Source organism: Caulobacter sp. SRI_008, assembly GCF_057586355.1.
Genome location: NZ_JBYCZS010000027.1, coordinates 37034 through 59874, shown reverse-complemented (window position 1 = coordinate 59874; position 22841 = coordinate 37034). Strand labels below are relative to the sequence as shown.

At 69.0% G+C, this 22841-nt stretch carries 20 protein-coding genes and 1 pseudogene; 5 read left to right on the top strand and 16 right to left on the bottom strand.

Translation table 11 applies throughout. The features are described 5' to 3' along the window. The first annotated feature begins 190 nt into the window (after window positions 1-190). A complete protein-coding gene (locus AC2YHT_RS21105) occupies window positions 191-1510 on the top strand; it encodes an amidohydrolase (RefSeq protein WP_487291855.1) in 1320 nt (439 codons plus the stop codon). A gap of 4 nt (window positions 1511-1514) precedes the next feature. Here AC2YHT_RS21105 and AC2YHT_RS21100 read toward each other — a convergent pair whose 3' ends face one another. The 13 genes and pseudogenes from AC2YHT_RS21100 to AC2YHT_RS21040 form a co-directional block, all read right to left on the bottom strand. After that, on the bottom strand, window positions 1515-1808 hold the full coding sequence (locus AC2YHT_RS21100) for a type II toxin-antitoxin system RelE/ParE family toxin (RefSeq protein WP_487291854.1): 294 nt from the start codon (window positions 1806-1808) through the stop codon (window positions 1515-1517). Window positions 1809-1817: 9 nt separating this feature from the next. Further along, a complete protein-coding gene (locus AC2YHT_RS21095; RefSeq protein ID WP_487291853.1) occupies window positions 1818-1991 on the bottom strand; it encodes a CopG family transcriptional regulator in 174 nt (57 codons plus the stop codon). A 38-nt stretch (window positions 1992-2029) separates the two neighbouring features. Continuing rightward, window positions 2030-2692: a TetR/AcrR family transcriptional regulator gene (locus AC2YHT_RS21090; protein WP_233248149.1), complete on the bottom strand. Its 663-nt coding sequence runs from the start codon at window positions 2690-2692 to the stop codon at window positions 2030-2032. Between the two features lie 35 nt (window positions 2693-2727). Then, complete coding sequence (locus AC2YHT_RS21085; protein WP_487291852.1) at window positions 2728-3912, bottom strand: urate hydroxylase PuuD; 1185 nt, start codon at window positions 3910-3912, stop codon at window positions 2728-2730. Further along, a complete protein-coding gene (uraD, locus tag AC2YHT_RS21080; RefSeq protein WP_487291851.1) occupies window positions 3913-4434 on the bottom strand; it encodes a 2-oxo-4-hydroxy-4-carboxy-5-ureidoimidazoline decarboxylase in 522 nt (173 codons plus the stop codon). Next, complete coding sequence (gene puuE, locus AC2YHT_RS21075) at window positions 4431-5345, bottom strand: allantoinase PuuE (protein WP_487291850.1); 915 nt, start codon at window positions 5343-5345, stop codon at window positions 4431-4433. Before puuE ends, uraD begins: the two co-directional genes overlap by 4 nt. A 145-nt stretch (window positions 5346-5490) precedes the next feature. Beyond that, a complete protein-coding gene (locus AC2YHT_RS21070) occupies window positions 5491-6720 on the bottom strand; it encodes a pyridoxal-phosphate-dependent aminotransferase family protein (protein ID WP_487291849.1) in 1230 nt (409 codons plus the stop codon). Between the two features lie 79 nt (window positions 6721-6799). Then, window positions 6800-8038 (bottom strand): annotated as a pseudogene (locus tag AC2YHT_RS21065) (allantoate amidohydrolase); the annotation flags it as partial. A 351-nt stretch (window positions 8039-8389) separates the two neighbouring features. Then, entirely contained in the window at window positions 8390-9484 is a 1095-nt protein-coding gene (locus tag AC2YHT_RS21060) for a mechanosensitive ion channel family protein (protein WP_487291848.1), read from the bottom strand. A 227-nt stretch (window positions 9485-9711) separates the two neighbouring features. Beyond that, window positions 9712-10440: an anti-sigma factor gene (locus AC2YHT_RS21055; RefSeq protein ID WP_487291847.1), complete on the bottom strand. Its 729-nt coding sequence runs from the start codon at window positions 10438-10440 to the stop codon at window positions 9712-9714. Continuing rightward, window positions 10437-10967 carry a sigma-70 family RNA polymerase sigma factor gene (locus tag AC2YHT_RS21050; protein WP_487291846.1) on the bottom strand — a complete coding sequence of 177 codons (531 nt, stop codon included), beginning with the start codon at window positions 10965-10967 and terminating at the stop codon, window positions 10437-10439. Before AC2YHT_RS21050 ends, AC2YHT_RS21055 begins: the two co-directional genes overlap by 4 nt. A gap of 89 nt (window positions 10968-11056) precedes the next feature. After that, the gene (locus tag AC2YHT_RS21045) at window positions 11057-11467 is read right to left on the bottom strand and encodes a DUF2177 family protein (RefSeq protein WP_487291845.1); all 411 of its coding nucleotides are present in this window, start codon (window positions 11465-11467) and stop codon (window positions 11057-11059) included. A gap of 21 nt (window positions 11468-11488) precedes the next feature. After that, on the bottom strand, window positions 11489-12589 hold the full coding sequence (locus AC2YHT_RS21040; RefSeq protein WP_487291844.1) for an SAM-dependent methyltransferase: 1101 nt from the start codon (window positions 12587-12589) through the stop codon (window positions 11489-11491). A 141-nt stretch (window positions 12590-12730) separates the two neighbouring features. Between AC2YHT_RS21040 and AC2YHT_RS21035 the strand changes: the two genes are divergently transcribed. Then, entirely contained in the window at window positions 12731-14071 is a 1341-nt protein-coding gene (locus AC2YHT_RS21035) for an NAD(P)/FAD-dependent oxidoreductase (RefSeq protein WP_487291843.1), read from the top strand. Further along, entirely contained in the window at window positions 14068-14874 is an 807-nt protein-coding gene (locus tag AC2YHT_RS21030) for a DUF1365 domain-containing protein (RefSeq protein WP_487291842.1), read from the top strand. Before AC2YHT_RS21035 ends, AC2YHT_RS21030 begins: the two co-directional genes overlap by 4 nt. A gap of 28 nt (window positions 14875-14902) precedes the next feature. On the opposite strand, the gene AC2YHT_RS21025 is transcribed toward AC2YHT_RS21030, so the two are convergent. The 3 genes from AC2YHT_RS21025 to trmFO form a co-directional block, all read right to left on the bottom strand. After that, the gene (locus tag AC2YHT_RS21025; RefSeq protein ID WP_487291841.1) at window positions 14903-18298 is read right to left on the bottom strand and encodes a TonB-dependent receptor; all 3396 of its coding nucleotides are present in this window, start codon (window positions 18296-18298) and stop codon (window positions 14903-14905) included. Window positions 18299-18662: 364 nt separating this feature from the next. Further along, window positions 18663-19367, bottom strand: coding sequence for a hypothetical protein (locus tag AC2YHT_RS21020; RefSeq protein ID WP_487291840.1), 705 nt, complete (start codon window positions 19365-19367; stop codon window positions 18663-18665). 126 nt (window positions 19368-19493) lie between these two features. Next, window positions 19494-20894 carry a methylenetetrahydrofolate--tRNA-(uracil(54)-C(5))-methyltransferase (FADH(2)-oxidizing) TrmFO gene (gene trmFO, locus AC2YHT_RS21015; protein WP_487291839.1) on the bottom strand — a complete coding sequence of 467 codons (1401 nt, stop codon included), beginning with the start codon at window positions 20892-20894 and terminating at the stop codon, window positions 19494-19496. 88 nt (window positions 20895-20982) lie between these two features. Between trmFO and AC2YHT_RS21010 the strand changes: the two genes are divergently transcribed. Beyond that, window positions 20983-21978: a hypothetical protein gene (locus AC2YHT_RS21010; RefSeq protein WP_487291838.1), complete on the top strand. Its 996-nt coding sequence runs from the start codon at window positions 20983-20985 to the stop codon at window positions 21976-21978. A gap of 83 nt (window positions 21979-22061) precedes the next feature. After that, window positions 22062-22841 carry a hypothetical protein gene (locus AC2YHT_RS21005; RefSeq protein ID WP_487291837.1) on the top strand — a complete coding sequence of 260 codons (780 nt, stop codon included), beginning with the start codon at window positions 22062-22064 and terminating at the stop codon, window positions 22839-22841.

Sequence of the window (22841 nt, the reverse complement as noted above, 5' to 3'; positions counted from 1 at the left end):
AGGTCGTCATCCCGGAAGCCTCGCAGAGGCTATCCGGGACCCAGGGGCGGACGCACTGCGGTTGCCCCTGGGTCCCGGCTCTCCGCTTCGCGAAGTTTACCCTCGGGCGCGCTTTGCGCGACCCGGGGGGCCGGGATGACGAGAGTTTTCAGCGTAAAACCAGAAGGGCGCGGTCCGCCGCGCGAGCCGCATGACCTTGACCCCGAAGCTCACCCTCGCCGCCGCCCTGGCCCTGCTGGCCGCCCCGGCGATGGCCGCGCCGTTGAACGTCCCGGCGACGGCGACCGCCATCAAGGCCCAGCTGGACCGCGACTACCCGCAGCTCGACGCGCTCTACAAGGACATCCACGCCCATCCGGAACTCGGCTTCCAGGAGGTCGAGACCGCCAAGAAGCTTGCGGCCGAGATGCGCAGCCTGGGCTTCACGGTGACCGAAGGCGTCGGCAAGACCGGCGTGGTGGCCGTGCTCAAGAACGGCGAGGGTCCCAGCGTTCTCGTGCGCACCGAGCTCGACGCCCTGCCGATGGAAGAGAAGACGGGCCTGCCCTACGCCAGCCGCGCCAAGACCACCTGGAACGGCGCCGAGGTGTTCGTCGCCCACTCCTGCGGCCACGACGTGCACATGGCCGCCTGGATCGGAACCGCCCGCCAGCTGGTCGCCCAAAAGGCCAGGTGGAAGGGGACGCTGGTGTTCGTCGCCCAGCCGTCGGAAGAGACGGTCAGCGGCGCCAAGGCGATGATCAGCGACGGCTTCTTCGAGAAGTTCGGCAAGCCCGACTACGGCTTCGCCCTGCACGTCGGTCCCGGCGCGGCGGGGCAGGTCTATTACAAGGCCGGCGTCCTGACCTCGACCTCCGACGCCCTGGAGCTGACCTTCAACGGCCGCGGGGCGCACGGCTCGATGCCGGCCGCCTCGATCGACCCGGTGATGATGGCCGCCCGCTTCACCGTCGATGTTCAGAGCGTGATCAGCCGCGAGAAGGATCCGGCGGCGTTCGGCGTCGTCACGGTCGGCTCAATCCAGGCCGGCAGCGCCGGCAACATCATTCCCGATAAGGCCAAGGTGCGCGGCACCATCCGCACCCAGGACGACGGCGTGCGCACCAGGATCCTCGACGGCGTGACCCGCACCGCCAAAGCCGTGGCCGAGATGTCGGGCGCGCCCGCGCCGGACCTCCAGCTGATCCCCGGCGGCAAGGCGGTGGTCAACGACGCGGCCCTGACCGAGCGCACCGCCGCCGTCTTCAAGGCCGCCTTCGGCAAGGACGCGGTCGCCGTGCCGTCGCCCGGCTCGGCCAGCGAGGACTATTCGGAGTTCATCATCGCCGGCGTGCCCTCGGTCTACTTCTCGATCGGCGGCTTCGATCCCAAGGCGATGGAAGAGGCCAAGGCCGCCGGCAAGCCGCTGCCCGTCAACCACTCGCCCTTCTTCGCCCCGGTCCCCGAGCCGAGCATCCGCACAGGCGTCGAGGCCATGACCCTGGCGGTGATGAACGTGATGGCGAAGTAGGGGATCAGTCGGGGCGTTCCGCGCCGTGCTTGATCCGTATGACTTGCACCATCCCGCCTTTCACCCGGTAGCGCACGACGTAAGGCGCCACCGCCACCAGTTCGCGGACGTCTCCACCAGCGGGACGTCCGCGATGAGGGTGGAACGCCAGGGCTTCGACGGCGGCGATCAATCGGATAGCCAGGCGCTGCGCCGCGATGGGGCGAACCTGTCCGATATAGGCGCGGATGCCCTCTAGATCGCGTCGAGACCTGATCGACCAGGCGACCTTGAAAGCAGGCGCGTCTTGGTCGGTCATCGGCCGCTGTCAGTCACGCTCGGGTGGCGGGACTTCCTCAGGCGTGCCCCAGGACAACAGCCACGCCTTTATCTTCTCGTGCGAAATCGTCCGGCCTGCTTCCAGGTCGGCCAGACCTTCAGCGTCGGCCGCGGCTTCGGCGGCGTCGTCGCTATCGTCGAAAATGGACGGTTCGGCTTTCATCGCGCAGTCAGCCTAACACGAAATCCGCCAGAGGCGTCTCACGCCTTCCGCAGATACCCCTCCAGCACGTCCAGCGCATGCTGCAGCCGCGCCCGGCGCCATTCGGGCGTGGTCATGTCGGTGTCGAGCGTCGCCGACAGCGACCAGCCGTTGGCCAGGTGGAAGCGGCTCATGGCGGCGATGGTGACGTAGATCTGGATCGGGTCGAGGTTTTCGCGGAACAGGCCCTGGGCCTGGCCGCTCTCGATCAGCCGCTCGATGGTGCGGCGCAGGGGGAAGGCCGTCTCGGTGACCTTCCGCGATTGCGCCACGAACCGCCCCTGCAGCAGGTTCTCGTTGCGCAGCAGGCCCTCGAACTTCGGGTTCTTCTCGAAATACTCGAAGGTGAAGCGCTGCAATTCGAGGAAACCGGCCATCGGCTTGTCGAAGTCGATCTTCAGCTCGGCTTCGCGGTTGCGCAGGTCCTCGTAGGCGCTTTCCAGCACGGCGACATAGAGGCCCTTCTTGTCGCCGAAGTAGTGGTAGAGCATGCGGATGTTGCACTTGGCGGCCTTGACGATCCGCTCGATGCGCGCGCCCGCGAACCCGGCTTGAGAGAACTCCTTCAGCGCCGCCGACATGATCGCCTTGCGGGTCCGCTCGGCGTTGCGCTTGCGCGGGGCCGGGGCGTCGGGGGCGACCTCGTGATCGGCGTCGGACAAGGGGGCGGTCTCCAGCGTCGCCAAGGGGGAGGGCGTCAGGGCAGTTTGGCCCCGGATTCGATCCAGGCGCCAAGCTTGGCCCGCTCCTCATCGGTCATATGGGTCTCGTTGCCAAGCGGCATGCTGGTGCTGATCACAGCGCGCTCACGGATCTTGGGCGCATAGCGGACGATGTGCTCGGCGCTGTCGAAGGTCGCGCCATTGGGCGGGGCCGAGAAGCCGCGATGGGTGGGGGCGGCGCTGTGGCAGGTCACGCAGTGCTTCTGCACGATGGCCTGGGCCTCGAAGAAGCTGACCGGCCCCAGCACGGCGGGGGTCTTGGGCTTCTGGCTGACGATCACGCTGACGGCGAACATCAGCATGGCCCCGTAGAACAGGAAGTCGTGCCGGATGATCCCGTGGTGGCGCAGGTTGAAGAAATGGCGGATCGAGATCCCCGCCACGCCGATCAGCGCCAGCAGCAGCCAGGCCTTCGGGTGGCCGGTGATGGCCGGATAGTGGTTGCTGATCATGATGAACAGGATCGGCAGGGTCATGTAATTGTTGTGCACCGACCGCTGCTTGCCCGCCGCGCCCAGGCGCGGATCGACGGGGCGGCCCGCCAGCATATCGGCGACGATCTTCCGCTGGTTGGGGATGATGGTCAGGAAGACGTTGGCCGCCATGGCCGTGCCGATGATCGCGCCGACATGGATGAAGGCCCCGCGGTCGGTGAAGAGGTGCTGCAGGGCGTAGGCCGCGCCGATCAGGGCGGCGAACCAGACGATCCCGAACAGGCGCGGGCGCTCCACCAGCGGCGAGCGGCAGAGGCCCTCGTAGACGGCCAGGCCGCCGAAGATGAAGGCCAGGCCCACGCCCACCGCCTGCCAGTGGCTGAAGGCGTGCTTGGTCGGGTCGATCAGATAGACCGGCGCGCCCCAGTAGTAGAGCACGAACAGCAGAGCAAAGCCCGACAGCCAGGTGGTGTAGGCCTCCCACTTGAACCAGTGCAGGTGGTCCGGCATGTGCGGCGGGGCCGTCATGTACTTCTGCGAGTGGTAGAAGCCGCCGCCGTGCACGGCCCAAAGCTCGCCCTTCACCCCGTCTTTCGGGGGCTCGGGCGCGCGCAGATTATTGTCGAGCCAGACGAAGTAGAACGAGGCCCCGATCCAGGCGACGCCCGCGATCACGTGCAGCCAGCGGAGCGCCAGGTTGAGCCAGGCGGCGAGATCGTAGTCCATCTATTGCGTCACGGCGTCTTGGATGCGGAGTTTGGAGATGAGGCCGATCTGCTGGATCGCCTCGGCGATCTCGGCCTCGCGGTCGTTGGAAAGGCGGGCCTGCATGGCCCGCAGGATCGAGCTCTTGTCGTTCAGACGCGCGCAGATGATGAACGGAAAGCCGAAGCTTTTCCCGTAAGCGGCGTTGAGATCGTGGAAGCGGGCGAACTCTTCGGGCGTCAGCTTGTCGAGGCCGGCGCCGGCCTGCTCGGCCGTGCTCTCGGCGGTCAGCGCCCGGGCGATGGCGGCCTTGCCGGCCAGTTCGGGGTGGGCGCGGATCAGGGCCAGCTTGTCGTCGACGGAGGCGGCGTTCAGCACGTCCATCATCGCGCTGTGCATGGCCTCGACGCTGGCGAACGGCCGGGCGTCCCAGGCGCGTTCGACGACCCACGGCGACAGCTCGAAGGCGAAGCCCAGGGCGGTGACAAAACCCGTCTGGTTCATGCTGTTGAGGCGAGCCAGGGTGAGGGGCGGGGCGCTCATGCCGTGGCTCCGTATGGATGCGTCGCGATCCAGTGGCGGGCGATGTCGATCCGCTTTGCCACCCAGACCTTGTCGTGGCTGGTCACGTGTTCGAGGAACCGCCGCAGGGCCATGATCCGCGCCGGCTTGCCGACGATGCGGCAGTGCAGGCCGATGCTCATCATCTTTGGCGCGGTCTCGCCCTCCAGCCAGAGGGCGTCGAAGGCGTCGCGCAGATAGGCGAAGAACTGGTCGCCGCTGTTGAAGCCCTGGGGCGCTGCAAACCGCATGTCGTTGGTGTCGAGCGTATAGGGCACGATCAGCTGGGCGCGGCCGTGCTGGTCGTCCCAGTAGGGCAGGTCGTCGCTGTAGCTGTCGGCGTCGTAGACGAAGCCGCCTTCCTGGGCGACGAGGCGGGCGGTGTTGGGGCTCGTGCGGCCCTGGTACCAGCCGAGCGGACGTTCGCCCGTCAGCTTCTTGTGCACCTCGATGGCCTTCTCGATGTGCTCGCGCTCCAGGTCTTCGGGGAAGTGCTGGTAGTCGATCCAGCGATAGCCGTGGCTGGCGATCTCCCAGCCGGATTTCATCATCGCCTCGACCACGTCCGGGTGCCGCTCCATGGCCTGGGCGACGCCGTAGACGGTCAGCGGCAGGCCGAACTCCTCGAACAGGCGCCGGATGCGCCAGAAGCCGGCGCGAGAGCCGTATTCGTAGAGGCTCTCCATCGACATGTGCCGCGCGCCCTCGATGGGCTGGGCGCCGACCATCTCCGACAGGAAGTATTCGCTGACGGGGTCGCCGTGCAGCACGCTGCGCTCGGCGCCTTCCTCATAGTTCAGCACGAACTGCACCGCCACGCGCGCGCCGTTGGGCCATTGGGCGTGCGGCGGGTGTTCGCCGTAGCCGACGAGGTCGCGGGGGTAGGGGGTCATTCCATTCCCCCGAAAATTTTCACGTCATCCCGGCCGTAGCGAAGCGAAGAGCCGGGACCCAGGGGCCGCCGCATTGCCACTTGCCCCTGGGTCCCGGATCGGCCTTCGGCCGTCCGGGATGACGAGGTTTTTTGTACGGAGATGCTCATCCGAACACCCCCGCCGCCGCGTCCACGCCGGCCCCGGCGGGAGCGACGAAGCCCTCCCACCTCAGCACCGCCTCCAGCGCCGCAAGGGTCTGCAGAACCGCGTGCTTGCGAGCGTTCACGCCCATGGTCCCGATCCGCCAGATCTTTCCCGCAAGAGGCCCGAAGGCCGCGCCGATCTCGATCTCGAACTCGGCGCGCATGCGGGCCTTGACCCGGTCGTAGTCGACGCCGGCCGGGGCGATCACGCCGGTGACGTTGGCCATCTTGTGGGCCTGGTCGCCATAGACCTGGAGGCCCAGGGCCTCGATGCCAGCGGTCATGGCGGAGCCTGCCTGGGCGTGGCGGGCGAAGCGGGTCTCGAGCCCTTCCTCCAGCACGATCCGCGCGCATTCGCGGGCGGCGAACAGCATGCTGGCCGCCTCGGTGTGGTGGTTCAGGCGCTTGTCGGACCAGTAGTCCATGATCATCGCCAGGTCGAAATAGTTGGAGGCGATGCGGCGGCCGGCGCCCGCCGCGCCGGGAACGGCCAGGCCCTTCTCCACGTGGCGGCGGGAAAAGATGTGGTCGGCGGCCTTGTCGCTGATGGTGATCGGGGCCGAGCCGGAGGGACCGCCCAGGCACTTCTGCAAACCGGCGGTGACGATGTCGGCCTTCCAGGCGTCGACCGGCACGCTCATGCCGCCCAGGGTGGCGGTGGCGTCGACGTACAGAAGCGCGCCGTGACGGGCGCAGATCTCGCCGATGGCCTCGATCGGCTGGGCGATGGTGGTCGAGGTGTCGCCGTGCACGCAGGCCACCAGGCGCGGCTTTGCCCTCGCGACCGCGTCCTCTACCGCCTGCGGGTCGACGACCTGGCCCCACTCGCCCTCGACGAAGGTCACCTTGGCGTCGCAGCGCTCGGCGATCTCGGCCAGCAGCAGGCCAAAGCGCCCGGCGTTGACCACCACGATGTCGTCGCCCGGAACCAGGGTCGAGACCAGCGCCGCCTCGATCCCGGCGCGCGACGTGCCGTCGATCAGGAAGGTCCAGCGGTTGGTGGTCTGGAAGACGCCGCGATAGAGCGCCATCGTCTCGTTCATGTAGCCGGTGAACTCGGGGTCGAACTGGCCCAGCAGCTGCACCGACATGGCCCGCAGCACGCGCGGGTGCACGTTGATGGGGCCGGGACCCATCAGCAGGCGGGCGGGGTGGTCGAGTTCTTTGAAGGTGTCCATACGCCTATCCATCAGGTCGTCATCCCGGACGCCCCGCAGGGGCGATCCGGGACCCAGGGGCGGTGCGCACGGCCCCTGGGTCCCGGCTCTCCGCGCTGGCGCGCTCCGGCCGGGATGACGATGTAAATTCAGTGGAAAGCCGCTCCACGAACCCGACCATCGCCCGCGCCGCCAGGGCGCAGTCGGCGTCGGTGACGGCTTCGGCGGGGTTGTGGCTGATCCCGCCCTCGCAGCGGATGAACAGCATGGCGGTGGGGCAGAGGTCGGCGATGACCATGGCGTCGTGGCCCGCGCCGCTGGGCAGGCGGCGAACCGGGCCGCCCAGGTCGGCCACGGCGGCCGACAGCAGGTCGGTCAGGCCGGCGTCGCACGGGCTCTCGGCCAGGGCCTGCATCAGGGTGACGGAGACCGCCAAGCCGCGCCGCGCGGCGATGGCCTCGATCTCGGCGCTCACGGCTTCGACGGCGGCGTCGCGTGTGGCCGAGGTCTCGGCGCGGATGTCCATCGAGAACTCGACGGCGCCGGGAATGACGTTGAAGGCGCCGGGCAGGGCGGTCATGCGGCCGACCGTGCCCACCAGGCCGTCGGTCCCGGCCAGCGGCCCGTCGCGGCAGATGCGCTCCAGGGCCAGCACCGCCTCGGCGGCGGCGGGGCCGGGATCCTTGCGCAAGCCCATCGGCGTGGTGCCGGCGTGACCGGCTTGTCCCTTGAACCGCACCATCAGCCGCTTCTGGGCGGCGATGGCGCTGACGACGCCCAGGGCCAGCCCTTCCGCCTCCAGCACCGGCCCCTGCTCGATATGGGCTTCGAGGAAGGCGAAGATCTCGTCAGGCCGGCGGGCGGCCTGCGTCAGGCGCGTCGGGTCCAGGCCGAAGGCGGCGAAGGCCTGGGCCAGGCTCGTGCCTTCCGCGTCGGTCATCTCCATAACCTTGGGATCGACCGTGCCGGCCACGGCGCGGCTGCAAGCCATGGAGGCGGGAAAGCGCGAACCTTCTTCGTCGCCGAATGCGATGGCCTCGATGGCGAAGGGCAGGCGGCGGCCCTGGCGGTGGAAGGCCTCGACCACGTCGATCGCCAGCATCACCCCCAGCGCGCCGTCATAGCGGCCGCCGTTGCGCACGCTGTCGATGTGCGAGCCGATCAGCAGGGCCGGGGCGCCCGGCGTCTCGCCTTCGTAGCGGCCGACCAGATTGCCGGCGGCGTCGAGGCGGGCGGCCATGCCCGCCTCTTCCATCCAGAACTTCAGGGTGTCGAGGGCGGCCTTGTGGGCGCTGGTCAGGAACCGCCGCACCAGCATGTCGTCGGCCTCGCTGAAAGGCGCCGCGCCCATCAGGTCGCAGCGGGCCTTGGCCCTGACGCCGATCTCGAATTCCCGCGTCACCACGCTCCCCGCATTTCGTCGCCCCCATGGGTAGCAGGCTGCGCCCGCCCGTCCCCCTGGGCAAGCGGCGCGACGGTCAAGTCATCGCCGATTGCCCGCGCAAGCGCCAGCCAACGAGGCGGGCGCCTGTTCGTAAGTCATAAATCACTTACTTGATGATTGTCTCGCTCCCTTCCCCCTTGATGGGGGAAGGGTTGGGGATGGGGGTGATTGCTGAGTTGACGGTCGTGCGCGGCTTCAACCGCCGTATTCACCCCCACCCCTGGCCCCTCCCCCATCAAGGGGGAGGGGAAACGTGGCTTAGCCCTCCGCCGCCAGCGCCAGCCGCTTCTTCGGGAAGGCCTCGGGCAGTTCGTCGCGCAGGAAGGCCATCATCTTTTCCCGCACCTCGCAGCGCAGGTCGAAGGTCACCGGGGCGTTGCGGGCGCTGACCAGGCAGCGGACTTCCATGACCTCGGGCGTGATGTCGGTGACCTGCAGGTTCACGACCTTGCCGTCCCACAGCTTCGAGGCCCGGGCGATCTCCTCCAGCTTGGCGCGCAGGCGGTCCACCGGGGTGGCGGGATCGACATAGAGCATGGCCGTGCCGATCAGGGCGGCGTTCTCGCGGGTCCAGTTCTGGAACGGGGTCTGGATGAAGTAGCTGAGCGGCAGCACCATCCGCCGCCAGTCCCAAAGGCGCACGACCACGTAGGTGGCGTTGATCTCTTCGATATTGCCCCACTCCTTCTCGACGATGACGGCGTCGTCGATGCGGATCGGCTGGGTGACGGCGATCTGGATGCCGGCGATCAGGTTGGTCAGCAGGGGCTGCAAGGCCAGGCCCACGATCACCGAGGCCGCGCCGCCGGCCGCCAGCAGGCTGACCCCCCATTGCCGTACGCCGGGGATGGTCATCAAGGCCAGGGCCAGGGTGAAGATGCCCACGAGGATGGCCATCGCCCGCCGCAGGATGCGGATCTGGGTGATGTGCTTGCGGGCCAGCAGGTTGTCTTCGACGTCGACCTTGAAGCCCCGCAGGTAGAGGGCCGCGCCGATGTCGAGCGCGGTCATCGCCATCCAGCCCAGCAGCAGGATGAACAGCACCAGCAGCACGTGCTTGGCGGTTTCCGCCTGGGCGGCGTCGAGCGGCGCGACCGACGCCGCCGCGCCTAGGGCGGCGACCACGAAGGCCATGCGGGTGGGCCTGCGGGTGCGGGCGATCAGGGCCTGCCAGAAGGCGTCGCGCTTGGACAGCGAATGGCGCACCATCCGCACCGCAATGGCGTGGACGCTCCAGGCCAGCACGACGGCCAGGGCGATCAGCACGAGGCTGACGATCCAGGGCGGCGCCCAGGCGATCAGCCAGACGGAGTCGTTCAGCCAGTCAGGCAGCCGGTCTGCGATGGTGCTCATGACCGGGGCCAACGCGTGCGGCGCGAAGAGGCTCCAAGCTGGAGGTCTTGTCCTTGGCTTCTCCATTCACCGAGTGTCCCCGCGAAGGCGGGGACCCAAGCTGAGTCCGCGGGTGATCCGCGGCCGCGCCACATCCTGAACGCCAGCTTGGGTCCCCGCCTTCGCGGGGATGCTCGGATTTGGGGCGGGCGCGCGCGGGAAGGTGAGGGGCTGGAGCCCGTCCGGCCTTAGCCCTTCAGGAACTTGCCCGCCGCGCGCACCGAGCCGGTGGCGACGCCCGTGGGCGAGCCGCCGATCGGCTCGTCGGTGACGGCCAGCAGGGCGGTGTAGGTGCCCGCGCCGCGCAGGCCTTCGGGCATCGGGATCCGCTTGGGCGCGTCGGTCGGGATCACGCCCAGCGAGATCGCCTTCTGGCCCTCGGGGATGATCCACAGCTCGGCGTCGCGACCTTCGGGCATCTTCATGCCCATCGGCGTCAGCATCACCTGGTCGGTGGCGTGGTCGAGGGTGGCGACCACCATCGGCTTGTTGCTGGTCGGATCGGCGATCAGCGCCACTTCGGCGGCCTGCGGCTTGGCCGGGCTCGGCGCGACGATCGGCGGCGCGGCCGGGCGCGGCAGCACGGCGATGACGACGCTGGCGGCCGCCAGGGCCAGGGCGCCGGCGGCCACGCCGCGCCACAGGTTCACGCTGTTCCAGGCCGACGGCTTCAGCGGCTCGACGATCAGGTTCTGGATGCGCGGCCACAGGCCCTCGGAGGGCGTCGCCGAGGGGATGTCGGCGGCCAGCAGCGTCAGGCGCTCTTCCCACCAGGCCACGGACCGGGCGAAGGCCGGTTCGGCCACGATGCGGCGCTCGGCCTCGGCGCGTTCGTCCGCCTCCAGCACGCCCAGCACGTACTCGCCGGCCAGGGGGCGTTCTTCACCTTCCGGCGGGATGTCGGTCGCGTCGGTCATGCTTCGAGACAGGCCCGCAGGCTGATCAGGCTGCGCCGGATCCAGCTTTTCATCGTGCCCAGCGGCACGCCCACCGCCTGGGCCAGGGCGTCATAGGTCAGGCCCTCGAAGAAGGCCTTGCGCACGGCGCCCGAATGCTTGGGATCGAGCTGGTCCAGGCACCCGTCGAGGCGCTGGCGGTCCTCGTCGGCCTCGACCCGGGCCGAGGCCAGCGGCGCGGCGTCGGGCAAGGCCTCGGCTTCCTCGACGCCGGTCATCACCCGGGTTCCGCGGGCGCGCAGCTTGTCGATGGCGCGGTTGCGGGCCAGGCTGACCAGCCAGGTAATGGGGCTGGCCTTCTCCGGATCGAACCGGTCGGCCTTGTTCCAAACCGTAAGATACACGTCCTGCAGCACGTCCTCGGACTCCTCGCGATCATTCAAGATACGGAGGACCACGCCCAGCAGTTTCGCCGAGGTGTGCCGATAGACGTATTTGAGGGCGTCGTGGTCGCGGTTGGCGACGCGCGCGAGGGCTCGCGAAAGCAAGGCGCGGCTTGAGTCTGCGTCCAACCGAGGGTCCCCTGGCGCCTGAATCTGCGACGGACGGTCGCACGGGGCCGCGAGGCTGGCAACGGCTAGCGTCCGCCAAGCCGACTGGCGACGAAATAGCCCGCCGAGGCCGCGATCGTGGTGACGAAGGTCCCCCAGGCCATGTCGGCCAGGGTGATCACGGTCGACCAGGTCTTCAGCGTCGCCTGGTTGGTCAGGTCGTAGGTGGCGTAGGCGGCCAGGCCGAACAGGGCCGCGCTGGTCAGCAGCCGCGACCAGCCGCCGCCTGGCCGCAGGGCCGGGATGATCGCCAGGCCCAGCACGGCGCCGATGTAGATCAGGTAGAAGGCGAGCGCGGCGACGAGGTTGGGCTTGTCGGCCATCAGCGCGCCGATGTGCGGGCGGTAGAGGCGCTCGGCCGTCTGGGTCAGCCAGACGGCGTCCATGGCCAGAAAGACGACGGCGGTCGCCAGGTAGCCGGCGGCGTAGCGAAGCATGGTGTTTCCTTGGATTGGGGATCAGGCGACGGGTCGCAGGCGATAGTGGCTGACGCCCCAGTCGCGGCCGCCGCGATGGCCGAACAGACCGGCCGTGGCCAGGAAGAACAGCCGCCAGCGTCGCCGCCAGACGGCGGCCCGGTCGCCATAGACCTCGACCAGGATCGGATCGATCGTCGCGCGGGCGGCGTCGAACCGCTCCAGCCATTGCCGCGCGGTGCGGGCGTAGTGCTCGCCGCTCCAGCGCCAGTCCATGGCGACCTCGAACAGGTCGGGGAACTGCCCCGCCAGGTCGTGGCTAGGCATGATCCCGCCGCTGAAGAAGTAGCGGGCGATCCAGTCGTCCGGGTCGTCGGTCTCGAAGCGATAGGGCGTCGCGACGTGGGTGAAGACGTGCAGGAACAGCAGGCCGTCGGGCTCAAGCCAGGTCCGCACCCTCGTCAGCAGCGCCCGCCAGTTGCTCATGTGCTCGAACATCTCGACCGAGACGACGCGGTCGAACCGCCGCCCGGCCTCGAAGGCGTTCATGTCGGCGGTGACGACGGTCAGGTTCGACAGGCCTCGGGCGGCGGCGCGGCGGTCGATGAAGGCCTTCTGCGAGGCCGAGTTCGACACCGACGTGATCGTGGAGTTGGGAAAGCGCTCGGCCATCCACAGCGACAGCGAGCCCCAGCCGCAGCCCAGCTCCAGCACCGACTGGCCGTCGCGCAGGTCTGCATGGATCTCGGTCTCGCGCAGGGCCGCGACCTCGCCTTCGGCCAGCTCACGGACGCCGGGCGGGTAGAAGCCGCTGGAATATTTCAGGTGCGGACCCAGTACCGCCTCGAAGAAGGCGGCGGGCAGTTCGTAGTGCTGGGCGTTGGCGTCTTCGACATGGGTGGCGATCGGGCGCTCGGCCATGGCCTCGGCGAAGCGCTGGCCGGCGTCGGGCTCGGCGCCCTCCAGCGAGCGCCGGGCGCCGGCCACCAGCCGCTCGATCGCCAGCCGCGCGACGAAATCAGGAACCGGCGCGTCCTGGGCCAGGCGCACCAGGGCCGAGACCAGGCCGCCGCCGGCCCGCGCCCGCTCTGTTTCGGCGCCAGGCGCGGCCAGGGCGGGGTCGCTCGTCGTCGCGTCGGTCATGGGATCTCCGTCCGATCGGCCGCCGCCGGCGACCTTCGGTCGGAGCTACGGCGGCGATCGATGTTCGGATGCATGCGTCCGGGATCGCCCTTGCTCCGTAGCTGCAAGCAGAGCCTTGCCAGGAGCACCCCAGGAGCATCGATGTCCAGTTCGCCCTCTCGTCAGCACATCGCCGTCGTCGGCTCCGGGATTTCAGGGCTTTCGGCGGCTTGGCTGCTGTCGAAGCGCCACGAGGTGACGCTGTACGAGGCCGACGAGCGGCTGGGCGGCCACGCCAACACCGTGCGGGTGGGCGAGGCGGCGGTGGACACTGGCTTCATCGTCTACAACGAGCCGAACTATCCCAACTTGACGGCCCTGTTCGCGCATCTGGGCGTGGAGACGGTCGACAGCGACATGTCGTTCGGCGTCTCGCTCGACGATGGGGCGCTGGAATATTCCTCCAGCAACCTGCTGGCCCAGAAGCGCAACCTGGTGAACCCGCGTTTCCTGCGCATGCTGCTCGATGTCATGCGCTTCTATCGGGCGGGGGCGCGCGACGCCCGGGCCCTGCGCGACGACGGCTTTTGCCGGCTGGTGGACTATCTCGACGCCCAAGGGTTCGGGCGGGCGTTCCAGGAGGACCACCTGCTGCCGCAGGCCGCGGCGATCTGGTCGACCTCGCTGGCCGACATCCGCGAGTTCCCGGCCGGCGCCTTCCTGCGGTTCTTCGACAATCACGGCCTGATGCTGCCGATCGACAAGCGGCCGATCTGGCGCACGGTGGCCGGCGGCAGCGCCCGCTATGTCGCCGCCATCGCGGCCGACACCGACGGTGAGATCCTGCTGTCGCGGCCGGTGCGGCGGATCGACCGCCAACCCGACCACGTGACCATCGAGGATGGCGCGGGCGAGACCCGGCGCTTCGACCAGGTGGTGATCGCCGCCCATGCCGACCAGGCCCTGGCCATGCTGGCCAAACCGACCTCGGAGGAGGCGGCCCTGCTGGGCGCCTTCCGCTACAGCCGCAACCGCGCGGTGCTGCACCGCGACCGGGCCCTGATGCCGCGCCGAGCGAAGGCTTGGGCCAGTTGGAACCACGTTGGGCGTCGCAGAGCAGAGGGGAGGGACGGCGAGGGCGTCGGCGGCGTCACCTACTGGATGAACCGCCTCCAGCCGCTGCCCGGTCAGGATCCCTTCTTCCTGTCGCTCAATCCCGACCGCGCGCCGGGCCAGGTGCTGCACGACCAGGTCTACGAACATCCGCTGTTCGACGGGCCGGCGATGGCGGCGCAGGCGAGCCTGTGGTCGCTGCAGGGCGCGCGGCGGACCTGGTTCGCCGGGGCCTATTTCGGTTCGGGCTTCCATGAGGACGGGCTCCAAGCCGGTTTGGCCGTGGCCGAGCAGCTGGGCGGCGTGCGCCGGCCCTGGACCGTCGCCGATCCGTCCGGGCGCATCGTCCTGGGCGCGACGACGCCAGCGCAGCCGGAGCTGGCCGCATGACCCTGCGCTCGGCGCTCTATTCCGGCCTCGTCGTCCACGACCGCGCCCGGCCGCGCCGGCACCGGCTGAGCTATCGGATCTTCATGCTGCTGCTCGATCTCGACGAGCTCGACGCGGCCGGGGCGCGCCTGCGCCTCTTCTCGCACAACGCCCTGAACCTGCTCAGCTATCACGACCGCGACCACGCCGAGCGTCGGCGCGCGCCGGTCAAGCCGCAGATCGAGGCGCTGCTGGCGCGGCACGGCCTGCATCATCCCGGCGGCCGCATCGCGGCCCTGTGCATGCCTCGGGTGCTGGGCCACGGCTTCAACCCGCTGACGGTCTATTTTCACCACGACGCCGACGAGCGGCTGGCGGCGGTGGTCTATGCGGTCAGCAACACCTTCGGCGAGCGCAACGACTACGTGCTGCCGGCCACCGCCCGCGAGGACGGGGTGGTGGTGCAGGGCTGCGACAAGACCTTCTACGTCTCGCCCTTCATGCCGATGGACCTGCGCTACGCCTTCACCCTGGCCCCGCCGCGCGAGGCGGTGCGGGTGGGGATCGACGTCCATGACGATCAGGGCCGGGTGCTGGCGGCCAGCTTCACCGGCCGGCGCGAGCCGCTGAGCGACCGGGCGCTGCTGCGGGCCATGCTGGGTCACCCCTGGCAGGTGATCGGGGTGCTGGCGGCGATCCACTGGGAGGCGCTGCGGATCCTGTTCAAGGGCTTCCGCTTCTTCCCCAATCCGGGCGGGACCGGCGCGCCAAAGAAAAAGGCGGCGCGGAAAATATCCGCGCCGCCAGCGATGTCGGGGAGTTGAGACGCCCCAGGGCGTCGCTCGCGAGCCGTCAGTAGACGACGCGCGCGCTCAGGAAGAACGACCGGCCGGTCGCCGCGTAGCGGGTCACGACGGGGTCGTTCTCGTAGGCCCAGCGCTGTTCCTTCTGATCCGTCAGGTTCAGGGCTTCCAGCGAGAGGGTGACGTTCTTGTTCAGCTTGTAGGTGGCCGAACCGTCGAGGTTGAAGGTCTTCTCGCTGCCCAGGAAGTCGTTGACCAGCGGGGAGTCGCAGAAGCCCGGCTCACAGGTGCCCGCGGCGATCGGATAGGTCGTGCGGTAGCCCTTGCGATAGGACGAGGACAGGCGGGCCGAGAACTTGTCGACTTCGTAGTAGACCGTGAAGTTGAAGGCGTCCGGCGAGGCGCCGGTGAACGGACCCTTGGCCGTGACGGCCGCGGCGCCCGTGCGGCTGTTGGCCGGAGTCACGATGTACTCCAGTTCCGACTCCAGGTGCGTGGCGTTGAACTGGACGCCGAGGTTCTTGAAGTACCAGGGCAGGAAGGTCAGGTCCTGCTGGTAGTTGAACTCGATGCCGCGGATGTAGCCGCCCGGCGCGTTGCCGAACTGGCGGATGTCGAAGGTGTTGTCGGCGTCGATATAGGCCAGCGCGTTGACGTTGGTCTGGGCCGCCCGCAGGGAGGCGATCCCGTCGGCGTCCATGATCGCGCTGAGCGGCGCGTTGTTGATCAGGGTCTGCGGGAAGTTGTTGATCTGCTTGTCGAAGATCGCGACCGACACCAGGGCCCCGGTGGTGAAGTACCACTCGAAGCTCAGGTCGTAGTTGATCGCCCGGAACGGGTCGAGCTTCGGATTGCCGACCGTCAGCGAACCGCCGGTCGTCGCGCCGGCCGCGGTCGGCACGCTGATGGCCGTGACGCTGGGCGCCAGGTTGGCCAGCATCGGACGCGCCATGACCTTGGCCGCGCCGAAGCGGACGATCATGTTGTCGGCCACCTCGTAGGCGGCGTTCAGCGAGGGCAGGACGTCGTGATACTTGTTCTCGCCGGCGATCGGCCGCGAGGTGTTGGTCAGGCCCGACGACTCCACCTCGGTGAGGGCGTAGCGGGTGCCGACGTTGCCGCGCAGGGTGCGGCCGAACACCTCGGTGTTGTAGTCGAACTGGACGTAGGCCCCGGTGTCCTTCTCGTCGACCGCGTAGCGGTTGGCGGCGCTGGCCAGGTAGGACAGGCGCCAGTCGCCCCACTTGTTGACGCAGTTACAGTCGAACTGGAACAGGTTGATCATCTTCTGCAGGTCGGGGACCAGGAAGGCGGTGGTGGTGCCGGCCGGGACGTCCAGGCCGGTGCCCCAGTTCACGACCTTGCTGACGTCGGCGACGGTGACGCCGGCTTCCTTCAGGCTGGGGTTCAGGGTCTCGCCGGTCAGGCGGCGATATTCGGCGGTCGAGAAGCCGTATTCGCGCCGGCTGATGCCGAACTTCACGTCGAGATTGTCGTCGACCGAATATTTGAAGTCGAAGCGCAGGGTCTCGTAGTCGTTGTTGGTGAAGCGCTGGAAGTGGCGCAGGGCCGAATAGCCCTTCACGAAGTCCCAGGCCGTCGACTTCGTCGCGTCGAAACCGAGGTTCAGCAGCGGCATGTCGCCGCCGCCGCGGGCGTCGTAGACGAGGTAGTCGTCGCCGGCCACGCCCTGGCCCGAGTCCAGGCGGATGAAGTCGGCCAGCAGGCCTTGCGTCTTGTTCTTCGACGACGACTTGCCCCAGACGGCGGTCATCGAGAAGTTGTCCGTGAACTCGTGGTCCAGCTTCAGCGACGACTGGCGGAAGTAGGTGGTGAACAGGGCCGCGTCGGCCGCCGAGCGCAGGTCCACATTGCCCAGCTTCAGGTAGTCGGCGTTGGCGCCGCTGGGCGACAGGGCGGCGTCGATCAGGCGCACGCTGGGGCGGCCGATGAACTTGTCGACCATCGAGGCGCCGTAGGTGCTGGCGACGTAACCGACCGACGAGGTGCTGTTGTAGTAGTCGTACGGGTCGAGGTTGTAGGGGTTGTAGCTGTTGGTCGTGCCCGAGACCAAGGCGCCGCCGTTCAGCACCTGGCCGCAGTCGATGGCGTCGCGGATCGCGGTCGCTTCCTGCGCCGTGCACGAGGCGTAGAGGCCGCGCTTGGTGGCGGCCGCCGTGCTGTTGGCCAGCGTATAGAGGTTGGCGTTGGTGTTGTTGCGGTTCAGGCCGACGGTCTGGACCTGATAGTTGACCGACGACTGGTCCAGCTCCGAATAGACCCAGTCATAGGAGATGGTCGTCCGGGCGGTCGGGCGCCATTGCAGCGCGCCGGTCAGGCCCAGGCGCTTCTGCTCCAGGTCCTGCTGGTTCAGCGTGGCCAGGGCGGGGATGCGGACCAGCGGGCCGGCGGCGGTGATCGTGCCGGTGTTGGTCAGGGTCGTGGCGTTGGTCGTCGCGCTCGAGGGGCTGTTGACCAGGTTGTAGGCGGTCGAGTTCGAGCCCACCAGCATCGAGCAGATCGCCGAGTTGGTGATGTTGACGCCCGGGATCACGCCGCCGTTGCACGAGGTGCCGGTCGGGGTCGCGAAGCCCTGGCGGCGCGGCGAGGTGGCGGTCGAGTTGGTCGCCAGGAAGGTCGAGCCGCGATAGGTGTATTCCGACTGACCGGCCTGACGCTGGTAGCTGTCGATGATCTGGTTGCGCTTGTTGTAGGCCAGCGAGAACAGGGCGCCGAAGTCGCCCCAGTTGGTTTCCCAGCGATCCGACAGCAGGCCCGCGACGCGCGGCGAGTGCGAGCCGCCGTTTTCGTAGTAGGCGTCGGCGATCGACAGGGCCAGGCGGCGGTCCTTGAAGTTCAGCGGCTTGCCGGTCTCCAGGTCGACCGTCGCGCCCAGCGAACCTTCGTCGGTTTCGGCCGAGGCGGTCTTCTGCACCTTCAGGGCGCTGAACAGTTCAGAGGCGAAGGTGTTGAAGTCGAAGCCGCGCGAGCGGTTGGCGGCGTCGCCGGCGATCGACGGACCGGCGGTCGACAGGGCCTCCAGGCCGTTCAGGCGAACGCGGGTGAAGTCGCTGCCAAGGCCGCGGACGGTGATGGTGCGGCCTTCGCCGTTCTCGCGGTCGACCGAAACGCCCGGCAGGCGTTGCAGCGACTCGGCGAGGTTGGCGTCGGGGAAGTCGGCGATGTCCTCGGCGTTGATGGCGTCGACCATCACGTTGGCGTTGCGCTTGACGCTGAGGGCGCTCTGCAGGGCGGCGCGATAGCCGGTGACGACCACTTCCTCGACCGCGTTCTCTTCGGTCTGCCCCGGAGCGGCGGCGGGTGCGGTGTCTTGAGCGAAGGCGGCGCCGGTGATCAGCAGGCTGCCGGCGATGGTCAGAGCGCCGAGCGACGCTCGGTCGCACAGCACGCGGGCGCGGCTCCGCCGCGAGGTGACTTGCAACATATTCCCTCCCAGTTCTTCCCGACGGACCCGGCTCATTGAGCGGCCTGACCCGTGATACGTTTCTTGTTGGTAGCGCTAACCGCTACCGGTGTCATTAAAATAGCTACCGGTGTCATTAAGGCGAAACATGGCGTCGGGATCAAATCGAAATCGATCCGCGAGCGTCGATCACGGCAAATATGCGGTCGGGCGTAGCTTCCGGGCAACAAACCGGTGGTTTGCGAACTGGGGCGAAATGTCGCGCCAGGGCGGAAAACGGCTCTGCTTTCCGGGGTTCGCCGCCGGGGTGGCGCCCGCGTCCGAGGCGTACGACAGCGCCGGGCGGGGAGGGCCGCCCGGCGCCTGATCCGCGATCGGCGGGAGATCAGCGGCCGATGCGGCCGGGCAGGCTGAGGTCGCCGGAAGCGACGTCGAAGATGTCGGAGATGCACAGCAAGGGCGCGTGCAGGTTGGCGTTGACCTTGAGGGCCGAGGTCACGCCGTCGAACTTCACCCCCTCGACCGCGCCGATCACGCCGGCCGGGACCTTCACCTCGACCGTGTCCGTGGCAAGGGTGGTCGGATAGCTTGGGCTGTCGATCAGCAGCGGCACGCCGGGCCAGGTGGCCGGCACCTTGGGCTTGGCGCCCTCGGGAATGTCGCGGACCTTCAGCGCGCCCTTGCCGCAGGCGTCGTCGGGAACCAGCACCACCCAGTGCGGATGCCAGACGTGGCGGTTCACGCCGCCATAGGCCGCGTCGTCGAAGTCGGGGTGGAAGGTCACCGCCAGGGCCAGGATGCCCTGGCCGCCCTCGAAGCCGACGCCGCCGCTGTCCAGCGAGGTCGGCCAGACGTAGCTCCAGACGGCGCTGCCGGCGAACTGGCCGGTCGCCTTGGGCTTGAGCTCGCCGGCCTTGCCGCGCACCTGCACGCGGAAGACCACGTCGGGACCGACGCTCTTCACCTCGGTGCGGACGATGTCGAACGGGGCCAGGATCGTCTCCTTGGCCGGAGAGGTCACGTCCTGGGCGAGGGCCGGAGCGGTCAGGAGGGCCGTGGTCGCGACGGCGGCGCTGATGAGGCGGAGCATGGGGCGGTCTCGCGAAAGACGCCGCGACGGGGCGCGGCCGGGAACGCCAAGGTTCCACGGCCGCGCGTTTCCGCCTTGGACGGGGCGGACGCCGTTTTCTTCAAGTCGGAGGAGACTGGCTTCGGCTCAGCCCGCCGTCAGCCAGGCCTCCAGGTCCTTCAGCGCCCGCAGGCTCATCAGCCGCTTCTTGGCGCGGCCGCGTTCCTTCAGCGGGATCTTCTTGCCGTCCTCGTCGACCTTGGGGGCCTCCAGCGGCGGCAGCAGGCCGTAGTTGATGTTCATCGGCTGGAACGATCCGCCGTGCGCGCCCTCCAGGTGACCGCCGGTGATGTGCTCGACCAGGGCGCCCAGGGCTGTCGAGGGCGGTGGGGCTTCAAGGCTCGCCCCCTTGCGCTCGGCGGCGGCGAAGCGGCCGGCCAGCAGGCCGATGGCGGCGCTCTCGACATAGCCCTCGACGCCCGTGACCTGGCCGGCGAAGCGCAGGCGCGGCTGGGCCTTCAGGCGCAGGCCCTTGTCGAGCAGCTTGGGCGAATTGATGAAGGTGTTGCGGTGCAGGCCGCCCAGGCGCGCGAACTGGGCGTTCTCCAGCCCCGGGATCATGCGGAAGGTCTCGGCCTGGACGCCGTGCTTCAGCTTGGTCTGGAAGCCGACCATGTTCCACAGGGTGCCCAGAGCGTTGTCCTGGCGCAGCTGGACGATGGCGTAGGACTTCACGGTCGGGTCGCGCGGGTTGGTCAGGCCGACCGGCTTCATCGGCCCGTGGCGCAGGGTCTCGCGGCCACGCTCGGCCATCACCTCGATCGGCAGGCAGCCGTCGAAATAGGGGACGTTCTCCCACTCCTTGAACTCGGCCTTGGGGCCTTCGAGCAGGGCGTCGATGAAGGCCTCGTACTGCTCCTTGTTCATCGGGCAGTTGATGTAGGCGGCCGCGTCGCCGCCGGGGCCTTCCTTGTCGTAGCGCGACTGGCGCCAGGCGACGTCCATGTTGACGGATTCGAGGTGGATGATCGGCGCGATGGCGTCGAAGAACGACAGCTGGCCTTCGCCCGACAGGTCGAGCACCGCCTGGGCCAGGGCCGGCGAGGTCAGCGGGCCGGTGGCGACGATGACGCTGTCCCAGGCTTCCGGCGGCAGGCCGGCGATCTCCTCGCGGACGATGGTGACCAGCGGATGAGCTTCCAGGCGGCGGGTGACTTCTTCGGAGAAGCCGTCGCGGTCGACCGCCAGGGCGCCGCCGGCCGGCACCTGGTGCTGGTCGGCCGCCGACATGATGATGGAATCGCAGCGGCGCATCTCGGCGTGCAGCAGGCCCACGGCGTTGAACTGCCAGTCGTCCGAGCGGAACGAGTTGGAGCACACCATCTCGGCCAGGCCATCGGTCTGGTGCGCATCGGTGGTGACTTTGCCGGCGGCGTCGTCGCGACGCATCTCGTGCAGGATGACGGGAACGCCGGCCTGGGCGATCTGCCAGGCGGCCTCGGAACCGGCGAGGCCGCCGCCGATCACGTGAATGGGGGAGGTGGTCATGGCGGTCCTCATACCTCCGCCCTCGCCAAGACGGAACTGCCGTGTAAGCTCCACCTCCGAGCGTGTGTTTCTATTTGGGGGATTTGGGGTGGCGAAGAGGTTTTCCGCGACGACGGCGGCGGTGGCCGGCTGGAACCTGCTGGGGCGCGAACCAGCGTCGGTGGCGGTCTGGGGCGTGGCGCTGCTGGTGCTGATGATCGCGCCGCTGATCGGCCTCTACGCGCCGTTGATCGGCGACATCGTGCGCATGAGCGAGCTGAACCAGAACGCGGCGGCGGCGCAGGATCCCGAAGCCTTCGCTCAGGTAATGGCCATGCAGGCGCGCATGATGCTGGCCAACGTCGGAACCTTCGTCTTGCAGGTCCTGGCCCAGACCCTGGTGGCCGCCGCCATCTTCCGGGCCGTGCTGGAGCCGCAGGCCCGCCGGGGCTTCTATCTTCGGGTCGGGGCCAGCGAGGGCTGGATGCTGCTGCTGACGGTGATCTTCGTCATCGGCTGGTACATCGTCTACTTCGTCGCGGTGATCGCGGGCTTGCTCGTCGGCTTCCTGACCTATTTCGCGGCCGGCAAGGTCGCCGGCATCGCGCTCGGGATCCTGACGGTGATCGCCGGGCTGGTCGCTATCGTCTGGGCGCTGCTGCGGCTGTCCATGGCCTGGCCGATGACCTTTTCCAGCCGCCGCCTGGTGCTGTTCGAATCCTGGTCTCTGACCAAGGGCTCGTCGCTGCGCCTGCTGGGCATGGCTCTGCTGTCCACGCTGCTGGTCATGGCCCTGGAGATGGTCGTGGGCCTGGTCCTGCTGATCGTCGTCGCCCTGTCGCTCGCCGGGTCCTGGCAGGACCTGGCCAAGATCGCCGGACCGGACGAGTTCCTGCACCGGTTCTGGCCCTGGCTGCTCGTAGCCGCGCCGATCCTGGCGCTCGTCCAATCGGCGGTGCTGACCATCTATGTCGCGCCGTGGGCCAGCGCCTATCAGCAGCTGACCGCGACGGCCGCCGCCGCGACCGACGGTGGGACCGCGCCGCCGCCGCCCGCTCCGCCTGAACCGCCGGTCGAAAGCGACCCCGAGGCCACGCCGGCGTAAAATCCGCGCCACGCCCGCGCCGACTCGTCGTCTGATGGCGCGGCGCGGGCTAGACTGCTGGCGGCTGAGGGCTTGGGAGCGAAATGGGCGAGGCATCGATCGCGATCGGCGCGACGGCGCGGGCCGGGATCACCGGCGTGACCCGTCTTGCGCCCCGCACCTGGGCCGCCCTGGCCGCGGCCAGCCTGCTCGGACTGGCCGGCCGCTTCGCCGGCGGGGGCTGGGTGCTGCTGGCCGACTTCCTCGCCGCCGCCCTGGCCTATGGCGCCCTCTATCGCGCCGCCTTCGACCGCCCGGCGGGCCTGGCCGGCCTGCGCTGGGGGCGTGAAGAGGCGCTGATGGCCGGGGTGCAGCTGCTGCTCGCCCTGATCTTCCTGGTGGTGATCTCCGTGCTGCTGGTGGTGGTCGGGGCCGTGTCCCTGGGCGTCGCCCGCGCCGCCGCGCCCGGCTTCGACGCCACCTCGTCCGAGGCCTGGAAGGCGGCGCTGTCGGGTCCCCTGGCCGCCTTCGCCGCGAGTCTCGCGCCGCTAGCCAGCCTCGCGGTCCTGGCCTGGCTGGCCGCCCGTCTGTCCCTGGCCCCCGCAGCCAGCATCGCCGCCGGACGGCTGCAGGTGCTCAGCGCCTTCGACCTGACCAAGGGCCGCGCTGGCCTGCTGGTGGCCCTGGGCCTGGTGTTCTACCTGCCCAGCGTGGTGATCGCCGTGGGCGGACGCACCGCCCTCGACGGTCCCGCCGCCCTGGCGCTGCAGGCGCTGGCCGTCGGTCTCTACTATTTCTGCGTCGCGCCGGCCTGGACGGCGGCGTGCGTCCACGTCTACAGACACGGCCCGAGCTTGGCCGTCGCCGAGCGGCCGGAAGCCTGA